19 protein-coding genes and 2 pseudogenes are annotated in these 26,446 nt (G+C 58.7%); 10 read left to right on the top strand and 11 right to left on the bottom strand.

Going from position 1 to position 26,446, the window contains the following annotated elements; genetic code table 11:
• Positions 1-76 precede the first annotated feature (76 nt).
• Both ACYZTW_RS15045 and ACYZTW_RS15050 read left to right on the top strand, forming a co-directional pair.
• The gene (locus tag ACYZTW_RS15045; RefSeq protein WP_462005532.1) at positions 77-2,158 is read left to right on the top strand and encodes a bifunctional diguanylate cyclase/phosphodiesterase; all 2,082 of its coding nucleotides are present in this window, start codon (positions 77-79) and stop codon (positions 2,156-2,158) included.
• 239 nt (positions 2,159-2,397) lie between these two features.
• A complete protein-coding gene (locus tag ACYZTW_RS15050; protein ID WP_462005533.1) occupies positions 2,398-3,144 on the top strand; it encodes an SDR family oxidoreductase in 747 nt (248 codons plus the stop codon).
• A gap of 123 nt (positions 3,145-3,267) precedes the next feature.
• Here ACYZTW_RS15050 and mapR read toward each other — a convergent pair whose 3' ends face one another.
• From mapR to ACYZTW_RS15065, 3 genes are all read right to left on the bottom strand, one after another.
• A complete protein-coding gene (gene mapR / locus ACYZTW_RS15055; protein WP_462005534.1) occupies positions 3,268-4,677 on the bottom strand; it encodes a GntR family transcriptional regulator MpaR in 1,410 nt (469 codons plus the stop codon).
• 294 nt (positions 4,678-4,971) lie between these two features.
• Positions 4,972-6,402 carry a cytochrome c oxidase accessory protein CcoG gene (ccoG, locus tag ACYZTW_RS15060; RefSeq protein WP_462005535.1) on the bottom strand — a complete coding sequence of 477 codons (1,431 nt, stop codon included), beginning with the start codon at positions 6,400-6,402 and terminating at the stop codon, positions 4,972-4,974.
• A gap of 195 nt (positions 6,403-6,597) precedes the next feature.
• A complete protein-coding gene (locus tag ACYZTW_RS15065; protein ID WP_462005536.1) occupies positions 6,598-6,831 on the bottom strand; it encodes a DUF3203 family protein in 234 nt (77 codons plus the stop codon).
• Positions 6,832-6,976: 145 nt separating this feature from the next.
• Here ACYZTW_RS15065 and ACYZTW_RS15070 point away from each other — a divergent pair.
• Positions 6,977-7,270: pseudogene (locus ACYZTW_RS15070) on the top strand (MgtC/SapB family protein); the annotation flags it as partial.
• Here the strand turns inward: ACYZTW_RS15070 and ACYZTW_RS15075 are convergent.
• Positions 7,218-7,430 carry a hypothetical protein gene (locus ACYZTW_RS15075; protein WP_462005537.1) on the bottom strand — a complete coding sequence of 71 codons (213 nt, stop codon included), beginning with the start codon at positions 7,428-7,430 and terminating at the stop codon, positions 7,218-7,220. The pseudogene ACYZTW_RS15070 and the gene ACYZTW_RS15075 overlap by 53 nt on opposite strands.
• A 229-nt stretch (positions 7,431-7,659) precedes the next feature.
• Here ACYZTW_RS15075 and ACYZTW_RS15080 point away from each other — a divergent pair, with 229 nt between their 5' ends.
• The 3 genes from ACYZTW_RS15080 (at position 7,660) to glgB (ending at position 15,465) form a co-directional block, all read left to right on the top strand.
• Positions 7,660-9,657 (top strand): alpha-1,4-glucan--maltose-1-phosphate maltosyltransferase, encoded by a 1,998-nt coding sequence (locus ACYZTW_RS15080; protein ID WP_462005538.1) that lies wholly within the window; start codon positions 7,660-7,662, stop codon positions 9,655-9,657.
• Positions 9,658-9,889: 232 nt separating this feature from the next.
• A complete protein-coding gene (treS, locus tag ACYZTW_RS15085; protein WP_462005539.1) occupies positions 9,890-13,231 on the top strand; it encodes a maltose alpha-D-glucosyltransferase in 3,342 nt (1,113 codons plus the stop codon).
• A 2-nt stretch (positions 13,232-13,233) separates the two neighbouring features.
• The gene (gene glgB, locus ACYZTW_RS15090; protein ID WP_462005540.1) at positions 13,234-15,465 is read left to right on the top strand and encodes a 1,4-alpha-glucan branching protein GlgB; all 2,232 of its coding nucleotides are present in this window, start codon (positions 13,234-13,236) and stop codon (positions 15,463-15,465) included.
• Positions 15,466-15,567: 102 nt separating this feature from the next.
• On the opposite strand, the gene gloA is transcribed toward glgB, so the two are convergent.
• Positions 15,568-16,089, bottom strand: coding sequence for a lactoylglutathione lyase (gene gloA, locus ACYZTW_RS15095; protein WP_462005541.1), 522 nt, complete (start codon positions 16,087-16,089; stop codon positions 15,568-15,570).
• A gap of 145 nt (positions 16,090-16,234) precedes the next feature.
• On the opposite strand from gloA, the gene ACYZTW_RS15100 reads away from it, so the two are divergent.
• Positions 16,235-16,759 carry a DUF4946 domain-containing protein gene (locus tag ACYZTW_RS15100; RefSeq protein WP_462005542.1) on the top strand — a complete coding sequence of 175 codons (525 nt, stop codon included), beginning with the start codon at positions 16,235-16,237 and terminating at the stop codon, positions 16,757-16,759.
• Between the two features lie 174 nt (positions 16,760-16,933).
• On the opposite strand, the gene ACYZTW_RS15105 is transcribed toward ACYZTW_RS15100, so the two are convergent.
• The 3 genes and pseudogenes from ACYZTW_RS15105 to ACYZTW_RS15115 form a co-directional block, all read right to left on the bottom strand.
• On the bottom strand, positions 16,934-17,296 hold the full coding sequence (locus ACYZTW_RS15105; protein WP_415756071.1) for a histone-like nucleoid-structuring protein, MvaT/MvaU family: 363 nt from the start codon (positions 17,294-17,296) through the stop codon (positions 16,934-16,936).
• Between the two features lie 254 nt (positions 17,297-17,550).
• Positions 17,551-18,375: pseudogene (locus ACYZTW_RS15110) on the bottom strand (CSS-motif domain-containing protein); the annotation flags it as partial.
• Between the two features lie 112 nt (positions 18,376-18,487).
• A complete protein-coding gene (locus ACYZTW_RS15115; RefSeq protein WP_462005543.1) occupies positions 18,488-19,360 on the bottom strand; it encodes a LysR family transcriptional regulator in 873 nt (290 codons plus the stop codon).
• Between the two features lie 78 nt (positions 19,361-19,438).
• On the opposite strand from ACYZTW_RS15115, the gene ACYZTW_RS15120 reads away from it, so the two are divergent.
• Both ACYZTW_RS15120 and hppD read left to right on the top strand, forming a co-directional pair.
• Entirely contained in the window at positions 19,439-20,383 is a 945-nt protein-coding gene (locus ACYZTW_RS15120) for a DMT family transporter (RefSeq protein ID WP_462005761.1), read from the top strand.
• A 252-nt stretch (positions 20,384-20,635) separates the two neighbouring features.
• On the top strand, positions 20,636-21,712 hold the full coding sequence (hppD, locus tag ACYZTW_RS15125) for a 4-hydroxyphenylpyruvate dioxygenase (protein ID WP_462005544.1): 1,077 nt from the start codon (positions 20,636-20,638) through the stop codon (positions 21,710-21,712).
• A gap of 166 nt (positions 21,713-21,878) precedes the next feature.
• Here the strand turns inward: hppD and rarD are convergent, their stop codons facing one another.
• A complete protein-coding gene (gene rarD, locus ACYZTW_RS15130; protein ID WP_462005545.1) occupies positions 21,879-22,769 on the bottom strand; it encodes an EamA family transporter RarD in 891 nt (296 codons plus the stop codon).
• A 313-nt stretch (positions 22,770-23,082) separates the two neighbouring features.
• The gene (locus ACYZTW_RS15135) at positions 23,083-24,096 is read right to left on the bottom strand and encodes an aldo/keto reductase (RefSeq protein WP_462005546.1); all 1,014 of its coding nucleotides are present in this window, start codon (positions 24,094-24,096) and stop codon (positions 23,083-23,085) included.
• A gap of 546 nt (positions 24,097-24,642) precedes the next feature.
• Here ACYZTW_RS15135 and ACYZTW_RS15140 point away from each other — a divergent pair.
• The gene (locus tag ACYZTW_RS15140; RefSeq protein WP_462005547.1) at positions 24,643-24,999 is read left to right on the top strand and encodes a DUF6124 family protein; all 357 of its coding nucleotides are present in this window, start codon (positions 24,643-24,645) and stop codon (positions 24,997-24,999) included.
• 97 nt (positions 25,000-25,096) lie between these two features.
• On the opposite strand, the gene ACYZTW_RS15145 is transcribed toward ACYZTW_RS15140, so the two are convergent.
• Positions 25,097-26,407 carry an MFS transporter gene (locus ACYZTW_RS15145; protein WP_462005548.1) on the bottom strand — a complete coding sequence of 437 codons (1,311 nt, stop codon included), beginning with the start codon at positions 26,405-26,407 and terminating at the stop codon, positions 25,097-25,099.
• Positions 26,408-26,446: the final 39 nt, after the last annotated feature.

Raw genomic sequence — 26,446 nt, forward strand, 5'->3', positions numbered from 1 at the left:
TTGCGCAATCAGTACAATCGCCCGATTTGCCCCCCGAGAATGGAAGCAGTACGGAGGGGCTGTCGCGAGTAGTCTCATGCTTATCGGTAGCTATTCCCCCACGCTGGTTATCATCTCGCTTTTTGTGGCGATTCTTGCCTCCTATACCGCGCTCGACCTGACCGAGCGCATCGCCACGGCCAAGGGTCGGGCCGTGCATCTATGGACGGCGGGCGGCGCATTTGCCATGGGGGTTGGCGTGTGGTCGATGCATTTCATCGGCATGCTCGCATTCAAACTGCCCATCGACCTCGGTTACGACGTCGGCATCACGTTGCTGTCACTGTTGATTGGCATCCTGTCCTGCGGCTTTGCCCTGTGGCTGGTCAGCCAGCCACAATTGCCAGCCTGGAAATTGGCATTCGGCGCGTTGGTCATGGGCACCGGGATCAGCGCCATGCACTACACCGGCATGGCCGCCATGCGTATGCAGCCGGGTATCGATTACGATCCGACGCTATTCGGCGCCTCGCTGCTGATCGCGGTAGTCGCCTCGGGCGCTGCGTTATGGATCGCTTTCCGCCTGCGCCAGCACACACCTTATGTCGGCCTGATCCGTGGCGGTGCGGCGGTGATCATGGGGTTCGCGATCGTCGGCATGCACTACACCGGCATGGCGGCAGCGCGTTTCCCGGATGGCAGCTTCTGTGGCGCGGCCGTCAGCGGCCTGAACGGCAAGGGCCTGGACAATCTGGTGCTGATCACCACCCTGGCAGTGTTGAGCCTTGCCTTGTTGACCTCGATCCTCGATGCGCGCCTTGAGGCCCGCACCGCTGGCCTTGCCCACTCATTGACCGAGGCCAACCGCGAACTGACCCAACTGGCGCTGCATGACACCCTGACCGGCCTGCCGAATCGCGTGTTGCTGGCTGACCGTATCGATCAGGCGATGTCGATGGTGCGCGAGCAAGGCGGTTGTTTCGCGTTGATGTTCATCGATCTGGACGGTTTCAAACCGGTCAACGATGCCTTCGGTCACCATATGGGCGATCTGTTGTTGCGTGAAGTCGGCCTGCGCCTGCGTGAGGATTTGCGCAGCCATGACACCCTGGCGCGGATCGGCGGTGATGAGTTCGTATTGCTGGTGCAACTCGGCGAGCAGAATGACGCATTGAGCCTGGCGGCCCGTCAGGTCGGGCTGATCGCGCGTTCGTTCCGGGTCGCCGAACATGACTTGCAGATTTCCGCCAGCGTCGGCATCGCGATTTATCCGGGCAACGGTGAAACCGCCGAGGAATTGCTGATGAACGCCGACGCGGCGATGTATCACGCCAAGGGCGCCGGCAAAAACGGCTATAGCTTCTTCGATGCCTCGATGAACAGCAACGCGCGCAAACAGCTGCAATTGCTGCAGGACTTGCGTATCGCTCTTGATCAGCAGCAATTCAGTCTCTATTACCAACCCAAGTTCGATGCCAACAATGGCCGGCCGGTCGGCGCCGAGGCGTTGCTGCGCTGGGTGCATCCGACCCAGGGCATGCTGCTGCCGGACAAGTTCATCGAACTGGCGGAAAAGACCGGGCTGATCATTCCGATTGGCGAGTGGGTGCTCAACGAAGCCTGCCGTCAGATGCGCGAGTGGTACGTGCTCGGGTACACCGACTGGCGCATCGCGGTGAACCTTTCAGCCTTGCAGTTCTGCCACGCGGGCCTGGTCCAGAGTGTCGCCAAAGCCTTGGCCACTCACCATTTGCCGGCCAATAGCCTGACCCTTGAGATCACTGAAACCACCGCCATGAGCGATGCCGATGCGAGCATGACGGTGCTTCAGGAGCTTTCGACAATGGGTGTCGATCTGTCGATCGATGACTTTGGCACCGGCTATTCGAGCTTGATGTACCTCAAGCGCTTGCCGGCCAATGAACTGAAGATCGACCGCGGCTTTGTCCGCGATCTGGAGCGCGACAGCGATGACGCCGCCATTGTTTCGGCCATCGTCGCCCTCGGCCAGGCGTTGGGGTTGCGGATCGTTGCCGAAGGGGTGGAAACCGACTCGCAGCAGGACTTCCTGACGCAACTCGGTTGTGATTCGCTCCAGGGCTATCTGCTTGGGCACCCGCTGCCGGCCGAGCGCTTCATGGTCGATATTCACCGCGCAGAGCAATTGGCGGTGGGCTGAAGACTTTTTATCTGTAGCAGCTGCCGAGCCCGCGAGGCCGTGGCGAGGGGATTTATCCCCGTTCGGCGGCGAAGCCGTCGTAATCCATTGGACGCGGTGTGGCTGGAAAAACAGGGGCCGCTTCGCAGCCCAACGGGGATAAATCCCCTCGCCACAGGCTACAAGAGCCCATGCAAAAGCCAGCGATGACGGTTATTCTTGCCCCCGACCGCTAACGCTTGGAATGGGGGAAATTTCGCATGGACAAAGTCATCGTCATCACCGGCGGCAGCCGCGGTATCGGCGCCGCCACAGCCCTGTTGGCCGCCGAACAAGGCTATCGGATCTGCATCAACTACCTGGCCGATGAATCGGCCGCGCAACAGGTGCTGGAGCAAGTCCGCGCCCTCGGCGCCCAAGCCATCGCGGTGCGCGCTGACGTCAGCATCGAAGACGAAGTGATCGCGCTGTTCCACCGCGTGGACACTGAGCTGGGCCGGGTCACGGCACTGGTGAACAACGCCGGCACCGTCGGGCATAAGTCCCGGATCGATGAAATATCCGAATTCCGTATTCTCAAAATCCTCAGAACCAACGTCCTGGCGCCGATCCTCTGCGCGAAACACGCGATCCTGCGCATGTCGCCCAAGCATGGCGGGCAGGGTGGCAGTATCGTTAACGTGTCCTCGGTGGCCTCACGCTTGGGCGCGCCCGGTGAATACGTCGACTACGCCGCCTCCAAAGGTGCGCTGGATACGTTCACCATCGGCCTGTCCAAAGAAGTGGCCGGCGAAGGCATCCGCGTCAACGCAGTGCGTCCTGGTTACATCTATACCGATTTCCACGCGTTAAGCGGCGACCCGGATCGGGTCAGCAAACTGGAATCGGCGATTCCCATGGCTCGGGGCGGGCGCCCGGATGAAGTGGCTGAGGCGATTGTATGGTTGTTGTCGGACAAGGCTTCTTATGCGACCGGGACATTTGTTGACCTCGGCGGCGGGCGATAAACCTTAGGATTTGTATCGCTGGATCTGGCTTCTTCGCGAGCAGGCTCGCTCCCACAGTTGATCGCATTTCCCTGTGGGAGCGAGCCTGCTCGCGAAGGCGGTAGAGCAGACGCCATCAAACCTTCAGAACGACCGCACAATCCGCCCCAACGTCTCCATCGCCTTCTCGGCAGTCTCATCCCAGGGGCTGCCGTAATTCAGCCGAATACAATTTCTGAACCGCTGGGTCGGTGAAAAGATCGGCCCGGGTGCAATGCTGATCCCTTGCGCCAATGCCATCTGAAACAACTTCAGCGAATCCATCTGCGGTGGCAGTTCCAGCCACAGGAAGTAGCCGCCGGCCGGTTGGCTGACGCGGGTTTGCGCCGGGAAGTAGCGCGCGATCGCGGCGAGCATGGCGCTTTGCTGTTCTTCCAGGGCGTACCGAAGTTTGCGCAGATGCCGGTCGTAGCCGCCGTGTTGCAGGTAATCGGCGATGGCCGCCTGGGCCGGCATCGACGCGCACAGCGACGTCATGAGTTTCAGCCGTTCGATCTTCTGCGCATAGCGCCCGGCGGCAACCCAACCGATGCGGTAGCCGGGGGCCAGGCTTTTGGCGAACGAACCGCAATGCATCACCAGCCCTTCGGTATCAAAAGCTTTGGCCGGTTTCGGCGCCTGTTGGCCGTAATACAGCTCTGCGTAGACATCGTCCTCGATCAACGGCACCTGATGCTTGCGCAATAACTCAACCAGTGCCTGTTTCTTCGCCTCGGGCATCGTCGCGCCCATCGGGTTCTGAAAACTGGTCATGCACCAGCACGCCTTGATCGGGTGCCGTTCCAGGGTTTGCGCGAGTACGCCAAGGTCGATGCCGTCGCGCGGGTGCACAGGAATTTCCACGGCTTTGAGCTTCAGCCGTTCCAGTATTTGCAGGCAGGCGTAGAACGCCGGGGCTTCGATAGCCACCAGATCGCCGGGCTCGGTGACCGCTTGCAGGCACAGGTTCAGCGCTTCCAGTGCGCCGTTGGTGATTAGCAGTTCTTCCATGGGCAGCATCAGCCCACCGACCATATAGCGCAGGGCGATTTGTCGACGCAGTTGCGGGTTACCTGGCGACATGTCGGTGACGACCATGCGTGGGTCCATCTCTCGGGCGGCGCTGGCCAGAGAGCGGGACAGGCGCTGCAGCGGGAACAGGGTCGGGCTGGGGAAGGCCGAGCCGAAGGGCACGGTGTTCGGGTCCTTGATCGAGTCGAGGACTGAGAACACCAGTTCGCTGACGTCGACCTCGGTGGACTCGTTGACCTGGCTGCTGATCACCGGCTCCGAGAACGGGCTCGGCGCGTGTGCGTTGACGAAGTAGCCGGAACGCGGGCGAGCGCGGATCAGGCCTCGGCGTTCGAGCAGGTAATAGGCCTGGAACACCGTGGATGGGCTGACCCCGTAAGTCTGGCTGGCGTAGCGCACGGAAGGGACGCGCTGGCCGGGGCCGAGAACGCCGGAGCGGATCAGTTCAGCGATGTCGTCGGCGAATTTTTCGTAGCGTTTCATCGGGGGGGGGGCCTTGTCGCCAGGTTGTAGTGTGGTGTGTCAGGGATATCGACCCCTCACCCTAACCCTCTCCCCAGAGGGGCGAGGGGACTGACCGAGGTGTCCAGCGAATTACGGCGACCTGAAACACCGAGTCGACTATGGATTCAAAGCAGATTTTTCAGGTCGCCGTAAACCTTGAATATCCCCCAATCAGTCCCCTCGCCCCTCTGGGGAGAGGGTTAGGGTGAGGGGTGGCTTCCAGATCATGCACAAAACTCAATCGCGCCTCTGACCGCTCGCCATCTTAAAGACTCAACGATTCATCGGCGCAACAAACCGGCTCTTCGCCATGCTATAAATCTGCGGCTCATCACCGTCGACAATCTTGAAGCTGATCGTCTGCGAACTGCTGCTCGGCCGTTCCGTGGTCATCGCCACCGACACCGGCACATCGACAATCTCACCGGGCGCCAGGCTCAGTTCGGTCTTGCCTTGCAACTGGAAGCCGTCGCCATCGACCAGGGTCAGACGGTAGTCCTGACGTCGCTGGGTCTTGTTGATGACTTTCAGGCTGTAGATGTTTTCGATCTGCCCCTGACTGTTCTCGCGGAACAGGCCACGGTCCTTGCTCACGTCCAGCGAGACCATCGGCCGCTCCACTAGCGCCAGGGCAAGCGCACCGATCATCACCAGCAGGACCGCGGTGTAGCCGATCAATCGCGGCCGCAGCAAATGGGTCTTGCCACCCTGCAATTGATGCTCCGAGGTATAGCTGATCAGCCCGCGGGCGTAGCCCATTTTGTCCATGATCGAATCACAGGCGTCGATACACGCAGCGCAACCGATGCATTCCATCTGCAAGCCGTCGCGGATGTCGATGCCGGTCGGGCAGACCTGCACGCACACCTGGCAGTCGATGCAATCACCGAGGCCGACTTCAGCCGGAGCCACGTCACGTTTGCGCGGGCCACGGTTTTCGCCGCGGGCCACGTCGTAGGAGATGGTCAGGGTGTCTTTGTCGAACATCACGCTCTGGAACCGCGCATATGGACACATGTGCATGCACACCGCTTCACGCAGCCAACCGGCGTTGATGTAAGTCGCGCCGGCAAAGAACATCACCCAGAACAGGCTGACGCCGCCCATCTGCAAGGTCAGCAGCTCTTCGGCCAGCGGCCGGATCGGGGTGAAGTAGCCGACAAAGGTCAGGCCGGTCAACAGGCTGATGGCCAGCCACAAGGTGTGCTTGGCCGAGCGGCGGATCAGTTTGTTCAGGCCCCAGGGCGCGGCTTGCAGCTTGATTCGCTGGTTGCGTTCGCCCTCGGTGATCTTCTCGCACCACATGAAGATCCAGGTCCAGGAACTCTGTGGGCAGGTGTAACCGCACCAGACCCGGCCGGCGAACACGGTGGTTGCAAACAGACCGAACGCAGCAATGATCAGCAACGCCGACAGCAGGATGAAATCCTGTGGCCAGAAGGTTGCACCGAAGATGTGGAATTTGCTTTCGGAGAGGTCCCAGAGCACCGCTTGGCGGTCGCCCCAGTTCAACCACACCGTGCCGAAAAACAGCAAAAACAGAAACCCCGCGCCGCTCAGGCGCAGGGTGCGGAATAAACCGGTGAAGCTGCGGGTGTGGATCAGGTTGTCGCTGGACTTGGCCTTCATCTTTGGACGCGAAGGCTCATAGCTCTGTACTAAAGGGGCACTTTCAACAATTCGGACGGGGATTCTATCGCTCATGGTCTTTCGCTCATCAGCCTCCATCAGGCCTGAGCACTATGAGCGGCGATCTGTTTGCATAACAGACTCACCTATTTCAATAAAAAGCGGATCAGATGGGCGTTGATTCGCTGCCTGCGACAAGTTGATGCACCCGCTTCAGCGGGACGCAGGCGCCTATATCAAGCGTCTGCGGGGGTTGTTGATCCGGGTCAGTCAAATTACCGAATCACTGTCGGTAGCCTTCAAATGCTTACGACCGTCGACTGCGCCTGCTACGGTCAATGCGTCGGCTTCTGCTTCGGTGATGTAGATGCGCTGGCCGTCGAGTTCCACCGCCGACATGGCTTTTTCCGAGTCGGTAATGATGGTGACGTCGGGGCACAGACGAATTTCTTCGCCGTTCTCGGTAATGAAGAAGCAGGTCTGGTTGTCGATGCGCACAGTCATGGAAGTGTCCTTTTTTCTGCGGGTTCTAACGTGTTAGGGCACAGCCGAGGATCATCGTTCTGTGCAACCGATTAATGGTCGACGCGGTCCATCCTGAAACGCCCCTTAACAAGGACAGCACGATGAACGCCTGGTGGCATGAGGTTTGGTGCCGCAAATGTCCGGTTCACAGGCCAATGCCATGAGTCGGGTGGTGCAGGGTGTGATCGCGGGGATCGGCTTTCTTGGCGCTGGGACTATTCTGAAAAACAACGAGGGCGACGAGGGACATGTCAAAGGCCTCACCACCGCCGCCGGGTTGTGGATGACCGCCGCCATTGGCGTCTCGGCCGGGTTGGGGCGAGAGGCGACGGCGGTGTTCAGTACGTTTTTGGCGCTGGCGATATTCAGTGTGATGCCAAGGATCGTGCGATTACTGGAGAGGGATCACACCCCGTAGGCGTAACGATCACCGGCGGCATCGTCTCTGGCGGGTCTTCCCGAGGTGGCGGTGTGGTGCCGGGCGGATCTTGCTCAGGCACAGGTTCAGGTTCGGTCGGCGGAATGGTCGGGCTGTCGATGTTTGGATCAGGCGTTTCGGCAGGGATCGGAATGCTCATGGATTTAGCCTCCAGTGGCACATGGCGTAAGTCGTGCTTAAGTGAGTTGACCACAGTGCAAAGGAATTGATTCACCCGAAGGCTCAGGCAAATCCTCGTGAACTTTACCGATGCCTGCCGCTCGGAACCTAAGAGAGTTCATTCCGGGGCGGACGATCCTGCGGGATGGCTATCCAGTTACAAACCACAGACACAAGAGCGTCCATGGGGCGTAAAGGAGAGATGCTCGATGACTGCTGAAAAACCCACAGAGCTGAACTACAACCCTCATATGCCGCTGTCGCAGGCTTTACTGCTACCGCGCATTGCAATCGAAAACACCGTGCCGACCCTCGATGGCGGGCAGTTTGCCGTCAAAGCCGTTGTGGGTCAGGACGTGGTGGTGACCAGCAAAGTGTTTGCCGACGGTCACGACAAGTTGGCCGTGCGAGTGCGCTGGCACGCCGAGGGTGACGAGACCTGGCAAAGCGAAGTCATGACTGACCTGGGCAATAACGGTTGGGAAGGGCAGTTCCGGGTCGCGCGCCAGGGCCGTTATGTATATTGCATCGAAGCCTGGATCGATCAGTTCGCCAGCTTCTGTTATGAGCTGGAGAAAAAACACGCCGCCCGGGTGCCGATCAGCCTGGAATTGCAGGAGGGGCGAACGCTGGTCCAGCAAGCCGGCGAACGTACGGAAGGGCAGCTGAGTGAGCAACTGGCGGCGCTGCACCATGACTTGTCGGGTCTGCTCGAAACCGAGCAGGTCGAGATGTTTCTGCACCCAAGTAGTGCCGAGTTGATGACGCAGGCCGATCATCGTGCTTATTTGAGCATCAGCCCTGAGTACCCGCTCGACGTCGAACGGGACTTGGCGCAGTTTGCCAGTTGGTATGAATTGTTTCCGCGCTCGATCACTGACGATCCGGCCCGTCATGGCACCTTCAACGATGTGCATTCGCGGCTGCCGATGATCCAGGACATGGGCTTCGATGTGCTGTACTTCCCGCCGATCCACCCAATCGGCCGCAGTTACCGCAAGGGCCCGAACAACTCCCTGACCGCCGGGCCGGACGATCCGGGCAGTCCGTATGCCATCGGCAGCGAAGAGGGCGGGCACGAAGCCATTCACGCCGAACTGGGCACCCGCGAGGACTTCCGTCGGCTTGTCGCGGCGGCTGCGGACCATGGACTGGAAATCGCCCTCGACTTCGCGATTCAGTGTTCCCAGGATCACCCATGGCTGACGCAGCATCCAGGTTGGTTCAACTGGCGCCCGGACGGCACGATCAAATACGCCGAGAACCCGCCGAAGAAATACCAGGACATCGTCAACGTCGATTTCTATGCCACCGATGCGATTCCGAGTCTGTGGGTCGAGTTGCGCGACGTCGTGGTGGGTTGGGTCGAGGAGGGCGTGAAGCTCTTTCGCGTCGACAACCCTCACACCAAACCGCTGCCGTTCTGGCAGTGGCTGATCGCTGATGTGCGGGCGCTGTACCCCGAGGTGATCTTCCTGGCCGAAGCCTTCACCACCCCGGCGATGATGGCGCGGTTGGGCAAGGTCGGTTACTCCCAGAGCTACAGCTACTTCACCTGGCGCAACAACAAGTCCGAACTGGCCACCTACTTCACCGAACTCAATGAGTCACCGTGGCGCGAATGCTTCCGGCCGAACTTCTTCGTTAACACACCGGATATCAACCCGGCGTTTTTGCATGAGTCGGGGCGCGCCGGTTTTCTGATCCGCGCGGCGCTGGCCACCATGGGCTCCGGTCTGTGGGGCATGTATTCAGGCTTCGAACTGTGCGAAGCAGCACCGGTGCCGGGCAAGGAGGAGTACCTCAATTCCGAAAAGTACGAAATTCGCCCACGGGACTTCAACGCGCCGGGCAACATCATTGCCGAGATCGCCCAGCTCAACCGCATCCGCCGGCAGAACCCGGCGCTGCAGACGCACCTGGGCTTGAAGGTCTACAACGCCTGGAACGACAACATTCTGTATTTCGGCAAACGCAGCGCGGATGGCAGCAATTTCATTCTAGTGGCGGTCAGCCTTGATCCGCATAACGTCCAGGAAGCGAATTTCGAATTGCCGCTGTGGGAAATGGGCTTGTCCGACGACGCCAGCACCCAGGGCGAAGACTTGATGAGCGGTCATCGCTGGACCTGGCACGGCAAATACCAGTTCATGCGGATCGACCCGGCGCATCAACCGTTCGGCATTTGGCGGATCACCACTTCTTGAATGCACCGCAAACCCTGTGGCGAGGGAGCTTTTGTGGCGAGGGGATTTATCCCCGTTGGGCTGCGAAGCGGCCCCCAGATAAACCAGACAACCCATTCCTCCCATCAGATTTGGATTCACAGTATTTACGACTGCTTCGCAGCCGAACGGGGATAAATCCCCTCGCCACAAAAGCCCAATTCCAAAGCTACTGGCTCTGTGGTGGCTATTTCGAATTCAACAGGAGTTTCAAATGGCGAAGAAACCCAAGGCAGCCACCTTTATCAAGGACCCGCTCTGGTACAAGGATGCGGTGATTTACCAGGTTCACGTTAAGTCTTTTTTCGACTCCAATAATGACGGGATCGGCGACTTTCCCGGCCTTATCGCCAAACTCGATTACATTGCCGATCTGGGCGTCAACACCATTTGGCTGTTGCCGTTCTATCCCTCGCCACGGCGTGATGACGGCTACGACATTGCCGAATACCGTGGCGTGCATTCCGACTACGGCACCATGGCCGACGCCAAGCGCTTCATCTCTGAAGCCCATAAACGTGGCCTGCGGGTGATTACCGAACTGGTCATCAACCACACCTCTGACCAGCACGCCTGGTTTCAGCGTGCGCGCAAGGCCAAGAAAGGCTCGGCGGCACGGGATTTTTACGTTTGGTCAGATGACGATCATAAGTACGACGGCACTCGCATCATCTTTCTCGACACCGAAAAATCCAACTGGACCTGGGATCCGGTGGCCGGCCAGTATTTCTGGCATCGCTTCTATTCCCACCAGCCAGACCTGAACTTCGATAACCCGCAAGTCATGAAAGCCGTGCTGTCGGTGATGCGCTACTGGCTGGACATGGGCATCGACGGCTTGCGGCTGGACGCGATTCCGTACCTGATCGAACGCGACGGCACCAACAACGAAAACCTGCCCGAGACCCACGACGTCCTCAAGCAAATCCGTGCCGAAATCGACGCCAATTACCCGGACCGCATGCTGCTGGCCGAAGCCAACCAATGGCCGGAAGACACGCAACTGTACTTCGGCGACACCGACGCCAAAGGCCTGAACGGCGACGAATGCCACATGGCATTCCACTTCCCGCTGATGCCGCGCATGTACATGGCGCTGGCCCAAGAAGACCGTTTCCCGATCACCGACATCCTGCGTCAGACCCCGGAGATCCCGGCCAATTGTCAGTGGGCGATTTTCCTGCGCAACCACGATGAACTGACCCTGGAAATGGTCACCGACAAGGAGCGCGATTACCTGTGGAATTACTACGCGGCCGACCGGCGGGCGCGGATCAATCTGGGCATTCGCCGCCGCTTGGCGCCGTTGATGGAGCGCGACCGTCGTCGTGTGGAGTTGCTCAACAGTTTGCTGCTGTCGATGCCCGGCACGCCGACCCTGTATTACGGCGACGAAATCGGCATGGGCGACAACATCTACCTCGGCGACCGTGATGGCGTGCGTACGCCGATGCAGTGGTCGATTGACCGTAACGGCGGTTTCTCCCGCGCCGACCCGGCCAGCTTGGTGCTGCCACCGATCATGGACCCGCAATACGGCTACCTGTCGGTCAACGTCGAAACCCAGGCCGGCGACCCGCATTCGCTGCTGAACTGGACCCGGCGCATGCTCGCCGTGCGCAAGCAGTCCAAGGCCTTCGGTCGCGGCACGCTGAAAATGCTCTCGCCGAGCAACCGGCGGATTCTGGCTTACACCCGGGAATTCACGGGGCCGGATGGCAAGTACGAAATCATTCTGTGTGTGGCCAACGTGTCGCGCAGTGCGCAAGCGGCGGAACTGGATCTGTCCGCGTACGCCGGCATGGTGCCGGTCGAGATGCTGGGCGGTAACGCCTTCCCGCCGATCGGCCAGCTTAATTTCCTGCTGACACTGGCGCCTTACGGTTTCTACTGGTTCGGCCTGGCGGCGGAAAACCAGATGCCAAGCTGGCACGTAGAACCGGCGCAAAGCCTGCCGGACTTCACCACGCTGGTGCTGAAAAAACAAATGGAAGAACTGCTCGAAGCGCCGTCCCGCGGCACGCTGGAGCAGGGCATCCTGCCGAACTGGCTGCAGAATCGCCGCTGGTTTGCCGGCAAGGACGCGGGCATCGAACAGGTCAACATCGCTTACGGCGTGCGCTTCGGCGATCCGCTGCACCCTGTGCTGTTGAGTGAAATCGACGTCACCAGCGGCGGCCAGACCAGTCGCTATCAGTTGCCGTTCGGTTTTATCTCCGAAGATCAGGTCGGTGCTGCGTTGCCTCAGCAACTGGCCTTGTCTCGGGTCCGACGCGTGCGTCAGGTCGGTTTGATCACCGACGCCTTCAGCCTCGACACCTTTGTGCATGCGGTTTTGCAGGGCATGCAAAGTAATACTGTATTGCCATCCAGTGCGGGCGATATCTGCTTTGAGCCGACGTGGGAACTGGCGAAACTCGGTCTGACCGGGGAGTCGGAAGTGCGTTACCTGTCTGCCGAACAGTCCAACAGTTCGGTAGTGATCGGCAACAGTCTGGTGCTGAAACTGATCCGCAAGGTCGCGTCTGGCGTGCACCCGGAACTGGAAATGAGCGCGTTCCTGACTCATGCCGGTTTCCGTAATATCTCGCCGCTGCTGGGTTCGGTGGTTCGCCGCGATCCGGCGGGCGAGGAAAGTCTGCTGATGATTGCCCAAGGCTATTTGAGCAATCAGGGCGACGCCTGGGAATGGACCCAGAACAACCTCGAACGGGCACTGCGCGATGAACTGGCTGACGCCATGTCCGAGCAGGAGCAACACTACAACGCCTTGGGCGAACTGAGAGACTTCGCCGGCATGCTCGGTCAGCGTCTGGGCGAAATGCATCAGGTGCTGGCGGCGCCGAGCGACAACCCGGACTTCGCCCCGCAGGTCACCACCCAGAAAGATGCCCTGGCCTGCGCCAAGGATGTGGCGGCGCAACTGGAGCACGCGCTGAAGTTGCTCAAGCAGCATCAAAGCGAATTGAACCCGGCGGACAAAGCGTTGGTCAGTCGTTTACTGGACGACAAAAAAGCCATCCTCAGCCATGTTCAGGAGCTGGGCAAAAAAGCCGTCGGTGGTCTGCGTATTCGCGTCCACGGCGACTTGCACCTGGGCCAGGTGCTGGTGATCAAGGGCGACGCCTACTTGATCGACTTTGAAGGCGAGCCGGCGCGGCCGCTGCATGAACGACGGGGCAAACACAGCCCGTACAAAGACGTCAGTGGCGTATTGCGTTCTTTTGACTACGCTGCGGCGATGGCGATCAATGTGCACAACGTCGATAACACGGCCGATGCCCACGCCGCTCGTCAACGTGTCGCCGATCGCTATTTAAATGAAGCAAGACAAGCATTTGTCGACGCTTATCGGCTGGCGGGAGCTAGTCTTGCTCATGCATGGCAAGATCCGGAAGGCGAGGACGCCGCATTGGCGTTGTTCGGCCTGGAGAAGGCAGCGTATGAAGTGGCCTATGAGGCAGAAAATCGCCCCACATGGTTGCCCGTGCCGTTGCACGGTTTGTATGGGTTATTAAGTGGGCTTAAACCCTTTTCCGATCTTGGTGGAGAGTAGTCATGAGTTTCTCGAACAAGGAACAGGGTCACGCTAAAGAAGCGTTGATGCCCAGATCGCGGGACATCGACGCATTGGTACGCGCCGAACATCACGACCCCTTTGCAATTCTCGGTCCCCACGGCGATGGTGCCGGCGGGCAATTCATTCGGGCCTATTTGCCGGACGCCTTGAGCGTGCAGGTACTGGCCAAGGACTCCGGGGAAGAGCTCGGCACCCTTGAGGCCACCCAGACGCCGGGCCTGTTCGTCGGGCACTTCGATCGGGCGCAGGCGTATCTGCTGCGAACCCGGTGGGCCGGCGGCGAACAAATTTCCGAGGACCCTTACAGCTTTGGTCCGTTGCTCGGCGAGATGGACTTGTACCTGTTCGCCGAAGGCAATCACCGCGATCTCAGCGCTTGCCTGGGCGCGCAGCTGAAAACGGTCGACGGTGTCGACGGCGTGCGGTTCGCTGTGTGGGCACCGAATGCCAAACGGGTGTCGGTGGTGGGTGACTTCAACAACTGGGACGGTCGCCGGCACCCGATGCGCCTGCGCCATCCCACCGGCGTATGGGAAATTTTCGTCCCGCGCATGCAAGCGGGGGAAACGTACAAATACGAAATCCTCGGCACCCACGGCATTCTGCCGCTCAAGGCCGACCCGATGGCGCTGGCCACTTCGCTGCCGCCCGATACCGCGTCAAAAGTCGCTTCGCCGCTGAACATCGATTGGCAGGACCACGACTGGATGCAATCCCGTGGTGACCGTCATCGGGTGAGTGCGCCGCTGTCGATCTACGAATTGCATGCCGGGTCCTGGCAATGTGAGTTGGACGATTTGGGCGAAGTTGCGCGCCTGTACACCTGGCATGAGTTGGCCGAGCGGCTGATTCCTTACGTGAAGGATCTGGGTTTTACCCACATCGAGCTGATGCCGATCATGGAACACCCGTTCGGTGGGTCCTGGGGCTATCAGCTGCTGTCGCAATTCGCCCCGAGCGCCCGCTACGGTACGCCGGATGATTTCGCCGCGTTCGTCAATGCCTGCCACCAGGCCGGCATCGGCGTGATCCTCGATTGGGTGCCGGCACATTTTCCGACCGATACCCACGGCCTGGCGCAGTTCGACGGCACCGCGCTGTACGAATACGGCAACCCGCAGGAAGGGTTCCATCAGGACTGGGACACGCTGATCTACAACCTGGGTCGCACCGAAGTGCACGGCTACATGCTGGCCTCGGCGTTGCACTGGCTCAAGCATTTCCACGTCGATGGCCTGCGGGTCGATGCCGTGGCTTCGATGCTGTACCGCGATTATTCGCGCAAGGCCGGCGAATGGGTGCCAAACCGCCACGGCGGTCGGGAAAACCTTGAAGCCATCGACTTCCTGCGCCATCTCAATGACGTGGTAGACCTCGAAGCTCCTGGCGCGCTGGTGATTGCCGAAGAGTCCACCGCATGGCCGGGGGTCAGCCAGGGCACGCAACAGGGCGGACTGGGCTTCGACTACAAATGGAACATGGGCTGGATGCACGATTCGCTGCATTACATCCAGCAGGACCCGGTGTACCGCGCTCATCACCATAACGAACTGAGTTTCGGCCTGGTGTATGCCTGGTCCGAGCGCTTTATCCTGCCGATCTCCCACGACGAAGTGGTTCACGGCAAGCACTCGCTGATCGACAAGATGCCCGGCGACCGCTGGCAGAAATTCGCCAACCTGCGCGCCTACCTCAGTTTCATGTGGGCGCATCCGGGCAAGAAGCTGTTGTTCATGGGCTGCGAGTTTGGTCAGTGGCGTGAGTGGAACCACGATCAGCAACTCGACTGGTACTTGCTGCAGTACTCGGAACACAAAGGTGTGCAGAAACTCGTCGGCGATCTAAATCGGCTGTATCGCGAAGAGCCGGCGCTGCATGATCAGGACGACGCGCCGCAAGGCTTCCAGTGGTTGATTGGTGATGATGCAATCAACAGCGTTTACGCCTTCATGCGCTGGAGCAGGGATGGGCGGCCGGTGTTGGTTGTGGCCAACTTCACGCCGGTGCCGCGCGAGGGTTATCGCATTGGCGTACCGTTTGCCGGGCGTTGGACCGAGGTGATCAACAGCGATGCTGCTACTTACGCCGGTTCGAACTATGGCAACAGCGGCGGGGTGTTTACCGAGGAAGAGCCGAGCCATGGGCAGCCCCTCTCGTTGGTATTGAACCTGCCGCCGCTGGCGGTGTTGATGCTGCGTCCGGAGGGTTGATCCGAAAGGACTTTTGATCGTTCCCATGCTCTGGGAACGATCAAAGCCGGGTCAGGCGTGATTCTGTAGGCGCTGGCGAAGCCTGCGATCTTTTAACTTTAATTACAGCGGCGCCGGTTGAATGATCTCGACCCAATAAGCATCCGGGTCTTTGATGAACGCCAGGCTCTTCATGCGGCCATCATTCAGACGTTTCTGGAAATCGCAGCCCAGCGCTTCGAAGCGCTCGCAGGCTGCACGGATGTCCGGTACCGAGATGCAGATGTGGCCAAAACCGCGCGGGTCGGTGTTGCCGTTGTGGTAAGCGAAATCTGCGTCGTCCTCGGTGCCGTGGTTGTGGGTCAGTTCGAGAATGCCGGGGATCGACTTCATCCATTCAGTGCGCGCAGCGGCGTCAGCCGGGATCTGGTTTTTATCGACCAGCGCCAGGAAGTACAGACTGAACTCGGCTTCCGGGAAGTCGCGTTTTTCTACCAGCGAGAAACCCAAAATGCGCGTGTAGAAATCCAGGGACTTGGTGATGTCCTTGACCCGCAGCATGGTGTGGTTGAAGACGAATTTCTGAGTGGCGGTGTCAGGCTGGGCAGTCACGACCGGGAAGGTGTTCAATTCGTGCAGGCTCATGGGCCCTCCGGAAAATAAGTGGGGCTAACGAATGGCGACAATAATACGCAAGGGCTCAGACATCACCAAACCCAATGCGTCGGCTATTGCCTGACAGACGGGCGAGGCTCAGACTTTACGGTTCAATCCGTGAGTGTTCATTGCAATGATTCGTTTCTGTAAATCGATGTTCGTCCTGATCTGCGTGCTTTCAGGTGTTAACAGCGCGCACGCAGACGCGCCAGTCATGACCTGGCCTGACGGCTGGGAAGTCGAAGCCGTCCCGCAAGGTGACGCCAACACCCACGTTTCCCGCCAGCGTGCAGTGAAAAACGATCAGGGCGGCACGCCGGTGATGGTGATGGAGTTGACCATGACTCAGGTGGAAAGCGGTCATCAGGTGAATCTTCAGGGCGTGTTACTGGAGATGCGCAAGTCGGTGCAGAAGGACTTTTTTCAAGGCGGTTATCAAAGTGTCTGCAACAAGATTCACCCGACGACCTTGAGCCGCTTATCAGCGCTGGAAACAACCTGCACGATCACACAGAACGGAAGGCATGTGCTCTCTCAAACATTGGTTGCCGCCGTGGATGCCGATAAGGCCTATGTTCTTTCCTACGCGGGGCAGGCTGAGGTTTATAAGGCAAGTCAGGATGAAATAGAGGCGGCCCGTAACAGCTTGAAACTTTAGTTAAAGATTTCAATGGCTGCCGGTTTGAGCGCATTCTGAAATTTTTAGATACCCAAAGGGATTAAGCACAAAGTTATTCAATAAGTAGCGAGTTGATCGACGCCAATGGTTGCATTTAGAAGGCGTCCATGAAAAAGCCCTGCATTGGCAGGGCTTTTTTGTCACCGCGAGAGCTTAGCCACGCAGCCAGGAATCAACGGTAGCTGCACCGTATTGTTCCTTCCAGGCTTTCAGGCCGCGGTGGTTGCCACCCTTGGTTTCAATCAGTTCACCGGTGTGCGGATTCTGATAAACCTTGACCACGCGAGCGCGGCGGGTTTTAGGCGCTGCCTGTTGCAGACCGGATTTTGCCGGGTTCGGATCGAGAATGGCGATGATGTCGCGCAGGCTCTTGCCGTAGGTTTTCATCAGCCCCTGGAGCTTTTCTTCGAATTCGATTTCTTTCTTGAGCCCGGCATCGTTCTTCAGGGTTTCCAGCTGCTTGAGCTGCTCTTGAAGGGCCTTTTCAGCTGCACGAAATTCAGCGAGTCTGGACAATATCTTTACTCCAATAGTGTGTTTGGCTGATACCAACCGCAAACAAAGCTATAAGCCAAGAGCCTTGAAGCGACTCGGTGATAGTGGCTCACCTGCCAATCTTGCGCAGGCATGAAAAATTGTAGTAGTTAATTGGCCAAGAGTAAATCCTGTCTTTTTCTTCATGTAACAACAGTAGTCTTTTGATTCAAATGGGTGCGCGATCTCCTTGTCGTGTCGGTTAGCGCCGCTAGTTAATCGTGACTTAATGCGTTAATGAACTCCGCAGCTTCCAGGGCGCGCCGCATTTCATTGCTCGGCGATGACGAGCGTTTTTGCACAAAGTGCCCGATCACGCCGGAAATCACACCGAAGAAGATCAGCAAACTAAACAGCGGCGGATACTCGCTGCTCATGAAGCGCCAGGTTTCGCCTTCGGGAAATCCGGCCGCCACCGAAAAGACGTAACGCGAGGACGCCAGTCTGGTTTGCGCCACCGCAAAGGCTGGCAGGGCACCTTCATGGAATTTGCCATCGGCGGACAACCAATGGGGGCCGACTTGCAATAGCAGCACTGTCTTGCGACCGATCAGCCGCAGTACGTTGCTCAGGTGATACCCGTCCAGGGTGCTCATCGCGCCCTGTTTTTCTTCGCTGAGCCGATACACAAGTAATGCTGTATCAGGCGTGACCGGGTTGCCCTTCATCAGCAACAACGCACCTTTGCTGTAGTCGCCGGAAACGATTCTTTCCTGAACGTCACCGAACAAAGAACTGCAATAAATAGTGTCGTCCCACACCAGATTGGTCGAGCGCACGAACGGCCGGCGGGTGACCTGTTCGCGCAAGGCCAGTTTGACGTCGTTGCAGTTTTGACCGGCCAGCGGCAGCAATTCGCGGGCGGCCTGGGCGGTTTTGTCGAGCATCAATTCGAATTGGCGAATGGCTTCTTCGGCCGTCTGTTCAGTGCTTTGCTTGAGTGCATGCTCAGCTTGCATATAAAGAATGGCGAACCCCAACAGCACCGGGAGTAATCCGCTCAGTAGCGTCACAGCCATCCTGATGCCGCGTTTGCGGGGGGTTTTGACGTTCAGTGGCATTTGCGAAACCTGTCACGATGAAATAGGGCTCTCAAATGCTGGCAGGACGGGACGCCTTCCAAAAAGAGTTCAGGTAGAGGCGATGATAGTTGGCCCTCGGCGCGTGCGCCGCTCAACGGTCGTTCAGGCGCTCGGCCAGTTTGATAAAAGCCAGCGTCGCGGGTGATGACTGGCGCTGGTCGAGCACCGCCAGACCGACCTGACGGGCGACCGGTGGCGACAGCGGTTTTTTCACGTAGCGACTGTCGCTGTCGTCGGGCAATGAGCTTTCGGCGACGACCGTCAGCGCGTCACCTCGGCCAACGGTGTCCAGCGTACTCAGTAGTTGCGAGCAGCGAAAACGGATGTTCGGTGTCAGCCGCGCGGCACTGAACAGCCGGGACACCAGCTCCGAAGAGCCGGCCTCGGTCAACACAAACGGGTCGTGACACAAATCGCTCAAGCTCAGGCTGTCGCGACGGGCCAGCGGATGATCGACGGGCAGCAGCGCGACCATTTGGTCTTCAATCAGCGCAAAGGTGTCGAACCGCTCCTCGGGCAACACCACAAAACCGACATCGATACGCCGCTCCTCCAGCCACTGGATCACCTGCCGGTCCGGGCCTTCGTCGATGTGGACCTCGATGCCCGGGTGAGCCGCGCGGTAGTGCTGCAGGATCAGCGGCAGCAGTTTGATCGATGAGGTCGGGCCGAACGAGCCAATGCGCAACGTGCCGCGTTTCATCCCGCGCGCATCGGCCGCTTCCTGGCGCAAGGTGTTGGCCAGGCCAAGCATCGCTCGGGCGCGCAGCAAAAGCTGTTGGCCAATGTCGCTGAGTTCGACCCGGGACTGATGCCGGCGCAGCAGCTCGACGCCCAATTCCTGTTCCAGCGACTTGAGGGCGTGAGAGACCGCGGATTGGGAAATCCCCAAGCGATTGGCTGCCGCCGTAAAACCGTGAAGCTCGGCGACCAGAGAAAAAATCTCCAGTTGGGTAAGGGTCATGAGTGTTTACTCATTTTACGATGAGAAGGTATTAGTCGAATGATACGTCATCTCCCCGATTTCTCGTTCTGGAAACCTATGACGACCTGTGAGCAGAGCCTTTCCAATCCTTCGGATGTGCCGGTTTATCTGAAACTGGCGGCAGTCACCATGATCTGGGGCGGCACCTTTGTCGCCGGGCGGTTTCTGGCTGATAGCCTCAGCCCCTTGTTTGCCGCCAGCCTGCGATTCTTGCTGGCCAGCGTGGCGTTGCTGGTATTTCTGCTACTGGCCCGCGTGCCTCTTGCAAGGCCCAGCCCCAGACAATGGCTGCAATTGGCGCTGCTGGGTTTTTTCGGGATCTTTTTCTACAACCTGTGCTTCTTTTATGGGCTGCACTACATCAATGCCTCACGGGCGTCATTGATCGTGGCGTTGAACCCGGCCGTGATCGGGCTGGCGTCATGGCTGTTGTTCAAGGAGCGCTTGAGTCGAGCAAAAGTTTTCGGAATCGCGATCTGTATTGCCGGGGCGAGTCTGGTGATCATCAGCCGTAACCCGCAATTGCTGGCCGGTAATGCCGACGCGTGGATCGGCGATCTGTTGATCTTCGGCTGTGTGCTCGGCTGGGGCGTTTATTCGCTGTTCTCCAAAGATCTGAACCAGACGCTAGGCCCGGTGCAAACGGTGACGTACTCGATTTTGTTGGGCACGCTGATGTTGTGGGTGACCAGTGCTGTTCGCGGTGAGTTGAGTGTGGCTGCACTCGCCAGCCTCGGTCCTCCACAATGGTTGAGCTTGATGTACCTGGGCGTACTGGGTTCGGCGCTGGCCTATATCGGCTATTACGACGGCATCCGCAAAATCGGCGCGACGCGTTCAGGTGTGTTCATCGCCCTCAACCCGCTGACCGCGGTGATTCTCGGTGCGCTGCTGTTGGGCGAGCAGTTGAGCCTGGCGATGTGCCTGGGAGGAGGGCTGATCCTCGCGGGAATTTTCCTGTGCAACAAACCCCTTGCGCGAGCAGGGAAAAAGGGGATTTGATACAGAAGGCGGACAAACCTATTTACGCTGTGTAGAATCGGGTTACGCATATAAGAATAATCGTCTTCTGGCAGCAGAAGCCTCGCCCGCAAGAGCCTTGGGTCGACAATGAAGAGTTTCGGGTTTCAATTGATCTACGGTGACTTCCTCGCCCGCAGCGTGCGGGGCATCTCCTGCGCGCCACCCGCCGGTCTCAGCATTGCTAGCAACTAACGATCCGTTAATTGACAAGAAAATGATGAGGCGCCAACCATGGCAGATTTATACGAAAACCCAATGGGCCTGATGGGCTTTGAATTCATCGAATTCGCATCGCCGACCCCGAACACCCTGGAGCCGATCTTCGAGATCATGGGCTTCACCAAGGTCGCGACCCACCGTTCCAAAGACGTGCACCTGTATCGCCAGGGCCAGATCAACCTGATCCTCAACAACGAACCTAATAGCGTCGCTTCGTACTTCGCGGCCGAGCACGGTCCGTCGGTGTGCGGCATGGCGTTCCGGGTCAAGGATTCGCAAAAGGCCTACAAGCGTGCGCTGGAACTCGGCGCCCAGCCGATCCACATCGAAACCGGCCCGATGGAGCTTCACCTGCCGGCGATCAAAGGCATCGGCGGCGCGCCGCTGTACCTGATCGACCGTTTCGGCGAAGGCAGCTCGATCTACGACATCGACTTTGTGTTCATCGAAGGCGTTGACCGCAACCCGGTCGGGGCCGGCCTGAAGATCATCGACCACCTGACCCACAACGTGTATCGCGGTCGCATGGCCTACTGGGCCAACTTCTACGAGAAGCTGTTCAACTTCCGTGAGATCCGTTACTTCGACATCAAGGGCGAATACACCGGCCTGACCTCCAAGGCCATGACCGCGCCGGACGGCATGATCCGCATCCCGCTGAACGAAGAATCGTCCAAGGGCGCCGGGCAGATCGAAGAGTTCCTGATGCAGTTCAACGGCGAGGGCATCCAGCACGTTGCCTTCCTGTCCGATGACCTGATCAAGACTTGGGATCACCTGAAAAGCATCGGCATGCGCTTCATGACCGCGCCGCCGGAAACCTACTACGAAATGCTCGAAGGCCGTTTGCCGAACCACGGTGAGCCGGTTGATCAACTGCAATCTCGCGGCATTCTGCTGGACGGTTCGTCCGAGTCAGGCGACAGGCGTCTGCTGTTGCAGATCTTCTCGGAAACCCTGATGGGCCCGGTGTTCTTCGAATTCATCCAGCGTAAAGGCGACGATGGCTTCGGTGAAGGCAACTTCAAGGCGTTGTTCGAATCCATCGAACGCGACCAGGTTCGTCGGGGTGTGCTCTCCACCGACTAAGCCGCTACAGAAATAGAAAAGCCCGGTCAGCATTACTGCTGACCGGGCTTTTTCGTTTTTGCTGTCTGTAGGAGCAAAGCTTGCTCGCGATTGAGACGCCTCGGTGTATCTGGCGAATCGCGTTATCGTTCATCGCGGGCAAGTCGGATCGCCGCACCGCTCGCTCCTACGACATAGGGCGTCGACGTTGTCGGACGAGGTGTTTGAACCCTTCAAACACCAACACCACAACAGCCAACCAAATCGGGATATAGGTCAACCACTCACCGGCCTTGATGCTTTCCCCCAGCAGCAACGCGACGCCGAGTAACAGCACCGGTTCGACATAGCTCAACAACCCGAACAGGCTGAACGGCAACAGCCGGCTGGCGATGATGTAGACCACCAGCGCCGAAGCACTGATCACCCCGAGCAACGGGATCAGCAGCGACAGCCAGGGGTGTTGATCGAACACGGCGAAACCCTGTTCGCCGCCCTGAACGAACCAGAACGCCACCGGCAGCATCAAGGCCATGTCCATCCACAAGCCGCCGAGGTTGTCGGTGGCCAGTCGCTTGCGCAGGATGAAGTAGAGCGGATAACCGATGACGACCAGTAAGGTCGCCCAGGAAAAACCGCCGACCTGATACAGCTCGTTCAGCACGCCGAGGGAAGCAAAAAACACGGCAACCTTTTGCAGGTAAGACAGTCGCTCGCCATAGGCGAACCGCCCGGTCAGCACCATGGACAGCGGCAACAGGAAGTAGCCCAGGGACACGTCAAGGCTATAGCCGTTGAGCGGCGCCCACATGAATAGCCAGAGTTGCAGGCCAAGCAGCGTCGCGGAAAGGATCAGGCCTGCGAGCAATTTTGGTTGGCCAACCAGCCGCCGAAAAAGGGCGGCTACGCGTTTCCATTCGCCGGAGACCACCATGAACACGGTCATGCACGGCAGGGTCAGCAGCATCCGCCAGCCAAAGATTTCTACGCCGCTCAAAGGCGTGAGCAACGAAGTGTAGTAATACATGACGGCAAACAGCACCGAGGCTGAAACCGATAGAGCGATACCTTTAGACAAACTGTCCTCGCGAAGTTGAACGTGAAACGGGCGCAGAGGATACGTGGTTTTTGTGCTGAATATTGGGCGGGTGATCGATATTTCCAACATCCCTGCAGAATTTCAAACCGTCGTCCCCTCACCCTAGCCCTCTCCCGGAGGGAGAGGGGACTGACCGAGTGGATTCAAGAAACTTTGCGACCTGAAAGACCTATTCGATTATGGATTCGATGCGGAACTTTCAGGTCGAAGGATATGCTGAACATCCCCCATTCAGTCCCCTCTCCCTACGGGCGGTCCGACGTTTCGGGAGGGTTAGGGTGAGGGAGAGATCTCAAGCCGAACGCGGTTTACGCCCCGACACAAAATGGCTCACATCATTAAACCCCGGCGTCGACGCATGCCCAGGCACAACCAACGAATCAATGAACGCTTCATCCTCAGCCGTAATCTTCACCGCCTGCGCCTTAGTGTAGGCATCCCATTGTTCTTCGGTGCGCGGCCCAACGATGGCCGAGGTCACGGCGCTGTTGTTCAGCACCCAGGCAATGGCGAATTCGACGATGCCCACGCCGCGACTCTGTGTGTACTGCTGAATCTGCTGAGCAATGCGCAAGGATTCGACGCGCCATTCGGTTTCCAGAATGCGTTTGTCTGCGCGACCGGCTCGACTGTTGGCATCCGGCTTCACGTCCGGCGCGTACTTTCCGCTGAGCACACCACGCGCCAGCGGACTGTAAGGCACCACGCCCAGGCCATAGTTTTGCGCGGCGGTGATCTGCTCGGTTTCCACCTGACGGTTGACGATGTTGTACAGCGGCTGACTGATCACCGGCCGGTCGACGCCCAGTTGGTCGGCCACACGAATCACCTCGGCGATGCGCCAGCCACGGTAGTTCGACAAACCCCAATAACGAATCTTGCCCTGACGAATCAGATCGCCAATCGCCGACACCGTGACTTCCAGTGGCGTGTTGTGGTCTTCGCGGTGCAGGTAATAGATGTCGAGATAGTCGGTACCCAAACGCGTCAGGCTGGCGTCGAGGCCATTGAACAGGTGCTTGCGGCTCAGGCCGTTACGGTTCGGTACACCGTCCACCGGGCCGTAGCCGACCTTGGTCGCCAGCACCCATTCGTGCCGATTACCTGCAATCGCTTCGCCGACGATCTCTTCGGAGCGGCCGTTGGTGTAAACGTCTGCGGTGTCGATGAAATTGATGCCCTGGTCCCAGGCCTTGTCGATGATCCGCAGGGAATCTTCGGTGCTGGTTTGTTCGCCGAACATCATGGTGCCCAGGGTCAGGGTGGAAACTTGTAATCCCGAATGACCCAGCGTGCGGTAGCTCATGACGAAATCCTTTTACTGGTGGGAGAAAGGCCTCAATCAAATACCAGAACCGTCATCGGGAGCAATCGGAATATCAGCTCAATGCCCCTGTAGGAGTGAGCCTGCTCGCGATGGCGGTTGATCATTCAATATTGATGTCGACTGACACGCCGCTATCGCGAGCAGGCTCACTCCTACAATGGATCGTTGGCAATAAACAGCAATGTTTAAGCGGTCAGGATGGATGCGCCTGGAGGCTACATAACCTTGCGTCGTTGCCTACGACTGCGCCAGAATCCGCCGGCTTGTGCGCCTTGGGCCCGGATCTTATCGTTACCCCGTCGCTGAAAAACAGCGATCGGGTTTGGTAGCCCGGTTACCTGACGCATACGCAACGTAATGCAGAGATTTTTTCGTCTTCTGTTTTTATGGTGGTCATGCGTAGGGCATCCTCGGATGCGCCGGGTTTTGCACCAGGTAACCGGTCTACCAACCTGCGTATGGCCGCCACTCTTCGTTTGGTAGCGAGGGTGACGGCTCCTTAATGTCTTACCTGGAGCATCATCTATGTTCAAACCAACACCCAACCCACCAGCACCCGACGACGTTTCCCCCTACGACTCACTCGATTCAAAAAAACTCCACGAAGCCGCCGACCGCGCCCTCGATCATTACCTCAAGCCGGCGACCCCCCAAGACATCCCACGAAAACCCAGCACGATCTACTTCATTGCCCCCGACACCGATGACGAAACCCTGCTCGTCAATGCCTGTGAGTCTCTGGCATCAGCGAGTGTCATGCTCAGTAATGTGGCGGGGTTGGTAGAGGGTACGCATCGCAATACTTTGCTGGGTATTCAGCAGGTCGTGATGCTGGGAGAATTGGCGGTGAATCGGGTGCTGGATAGGCTCGATCCGCAGTAATAGCGGCAATTAAAAGATCGCAAGCTCCTACAGGTGTACGCCAAACCCTGTAGGAGCTGTCGAGTGAAACGAGGCTGCGATCTTTTGATCTTGGCCGTTACACCCGCAACGTCCGCGTCATGCGCAACGCCAACAAACTCCCACAAACAATCACACCCGCCAGCAAATACAACGCGGCATCAGTCGACCCGGTGCTGTCCTTGACCCAACCCACCAGATACGGGCTCAGGAAACCCGCCATCTGCCCCATCGAGTTGATCAACGCCAAACCACCCGCCGCAGCACCCGCGCTCAGCAGCGCAGTCGGCACCGGCCAGAACATCGGCAATCCGGTCAGCGCGCCCATGGTGGCGATGGTCAGGCCGAGAATCGCAATGGCCGGCGTAGTCGCAAAGTTCACGGCGATCAGCAGACCGACCGCGCCCATCAGCATCGGCACCACCAAATGCCAGCGGCGCTCTTTGCGCAGGTCGGCGGAGCGGCCGACCATCAACATGAACAGCGCCGCCAGCAGGTACGGAATCGCACTCAGCCAACCAATCACCAGGTTATCGCTGAAACCCAGGTTCTTGATGATCGACGGCAGCCAGAAGTTGATCGCGTAGACGCCGCTCTGGATGCAGAAGTAGATCAGGCCGAACGCCCAGATCGCCGGGTTCTTGAACACGGCCAGCAGCGAGTCGGTGGTGGTTTTTGGTTTGTTGGCCAGGTCTTCAGCGTGGTCGGCTTCCAGCACCGAGCGCTCGAACGGCGTGAGCCATTTGGCGTTGGCGTAACTGTCGCTCAATAGGAAGTAGGCGAGGGCGCCGAGGATGATGGTCGGGATACCTTGCAGCAGGAACATCCACTGCCAGCCCGCCAGACCCGCCTGGCCTGCGCCAAAGTGATTGAGAATCCAGCCGGAGAACGGACTGCCGAGCAGGCCGGACACCGGGATCGCCGACATGAACAGCGCCATGATGCGGCCACGGCGGAAGGTCGGGAACCACTGCGAGAGGTAGAGCACCACGCCCGGGAAGAACCCGGCTTCGGCCGCGCCAGTGAACAGGCGCAAGGTGTAGAACTCGGTTGGGGTGGTGACGAACAGCAAGCAGGTCGAGAGCGAGCCCCAGACGATCATCATCAGCGCGATCCAGCGCCGTGGGCCGAATTTGGTCAGGGCCAGGTTGCTCGGCACGCCGCACAGCACGTAGCCGATAAAGAAGATCCCGGCCCCGAGGCCGTACACGGTTTCGCTGAACTTCAGTGCGTCGAGCATCTGCAGCTTGGCGAATCCAACGTTCACCCGGTCGAGGTAGTTGAACAGATAGCAGATGAAGATGAAGGGGATCAAACGCAGGGTGATGCGTTTGTAGACGGCGTTTTTCTCGTCAACGATGGCCTGGGTAGCGGCGGCGCTCTGTGACATGGCGGGCTCTCTCTTTGTTATGATTTTTTGCGATGCAAA

This window comes from Pseudomonas sp. LB3P25 (assembly GCF_054897985.1).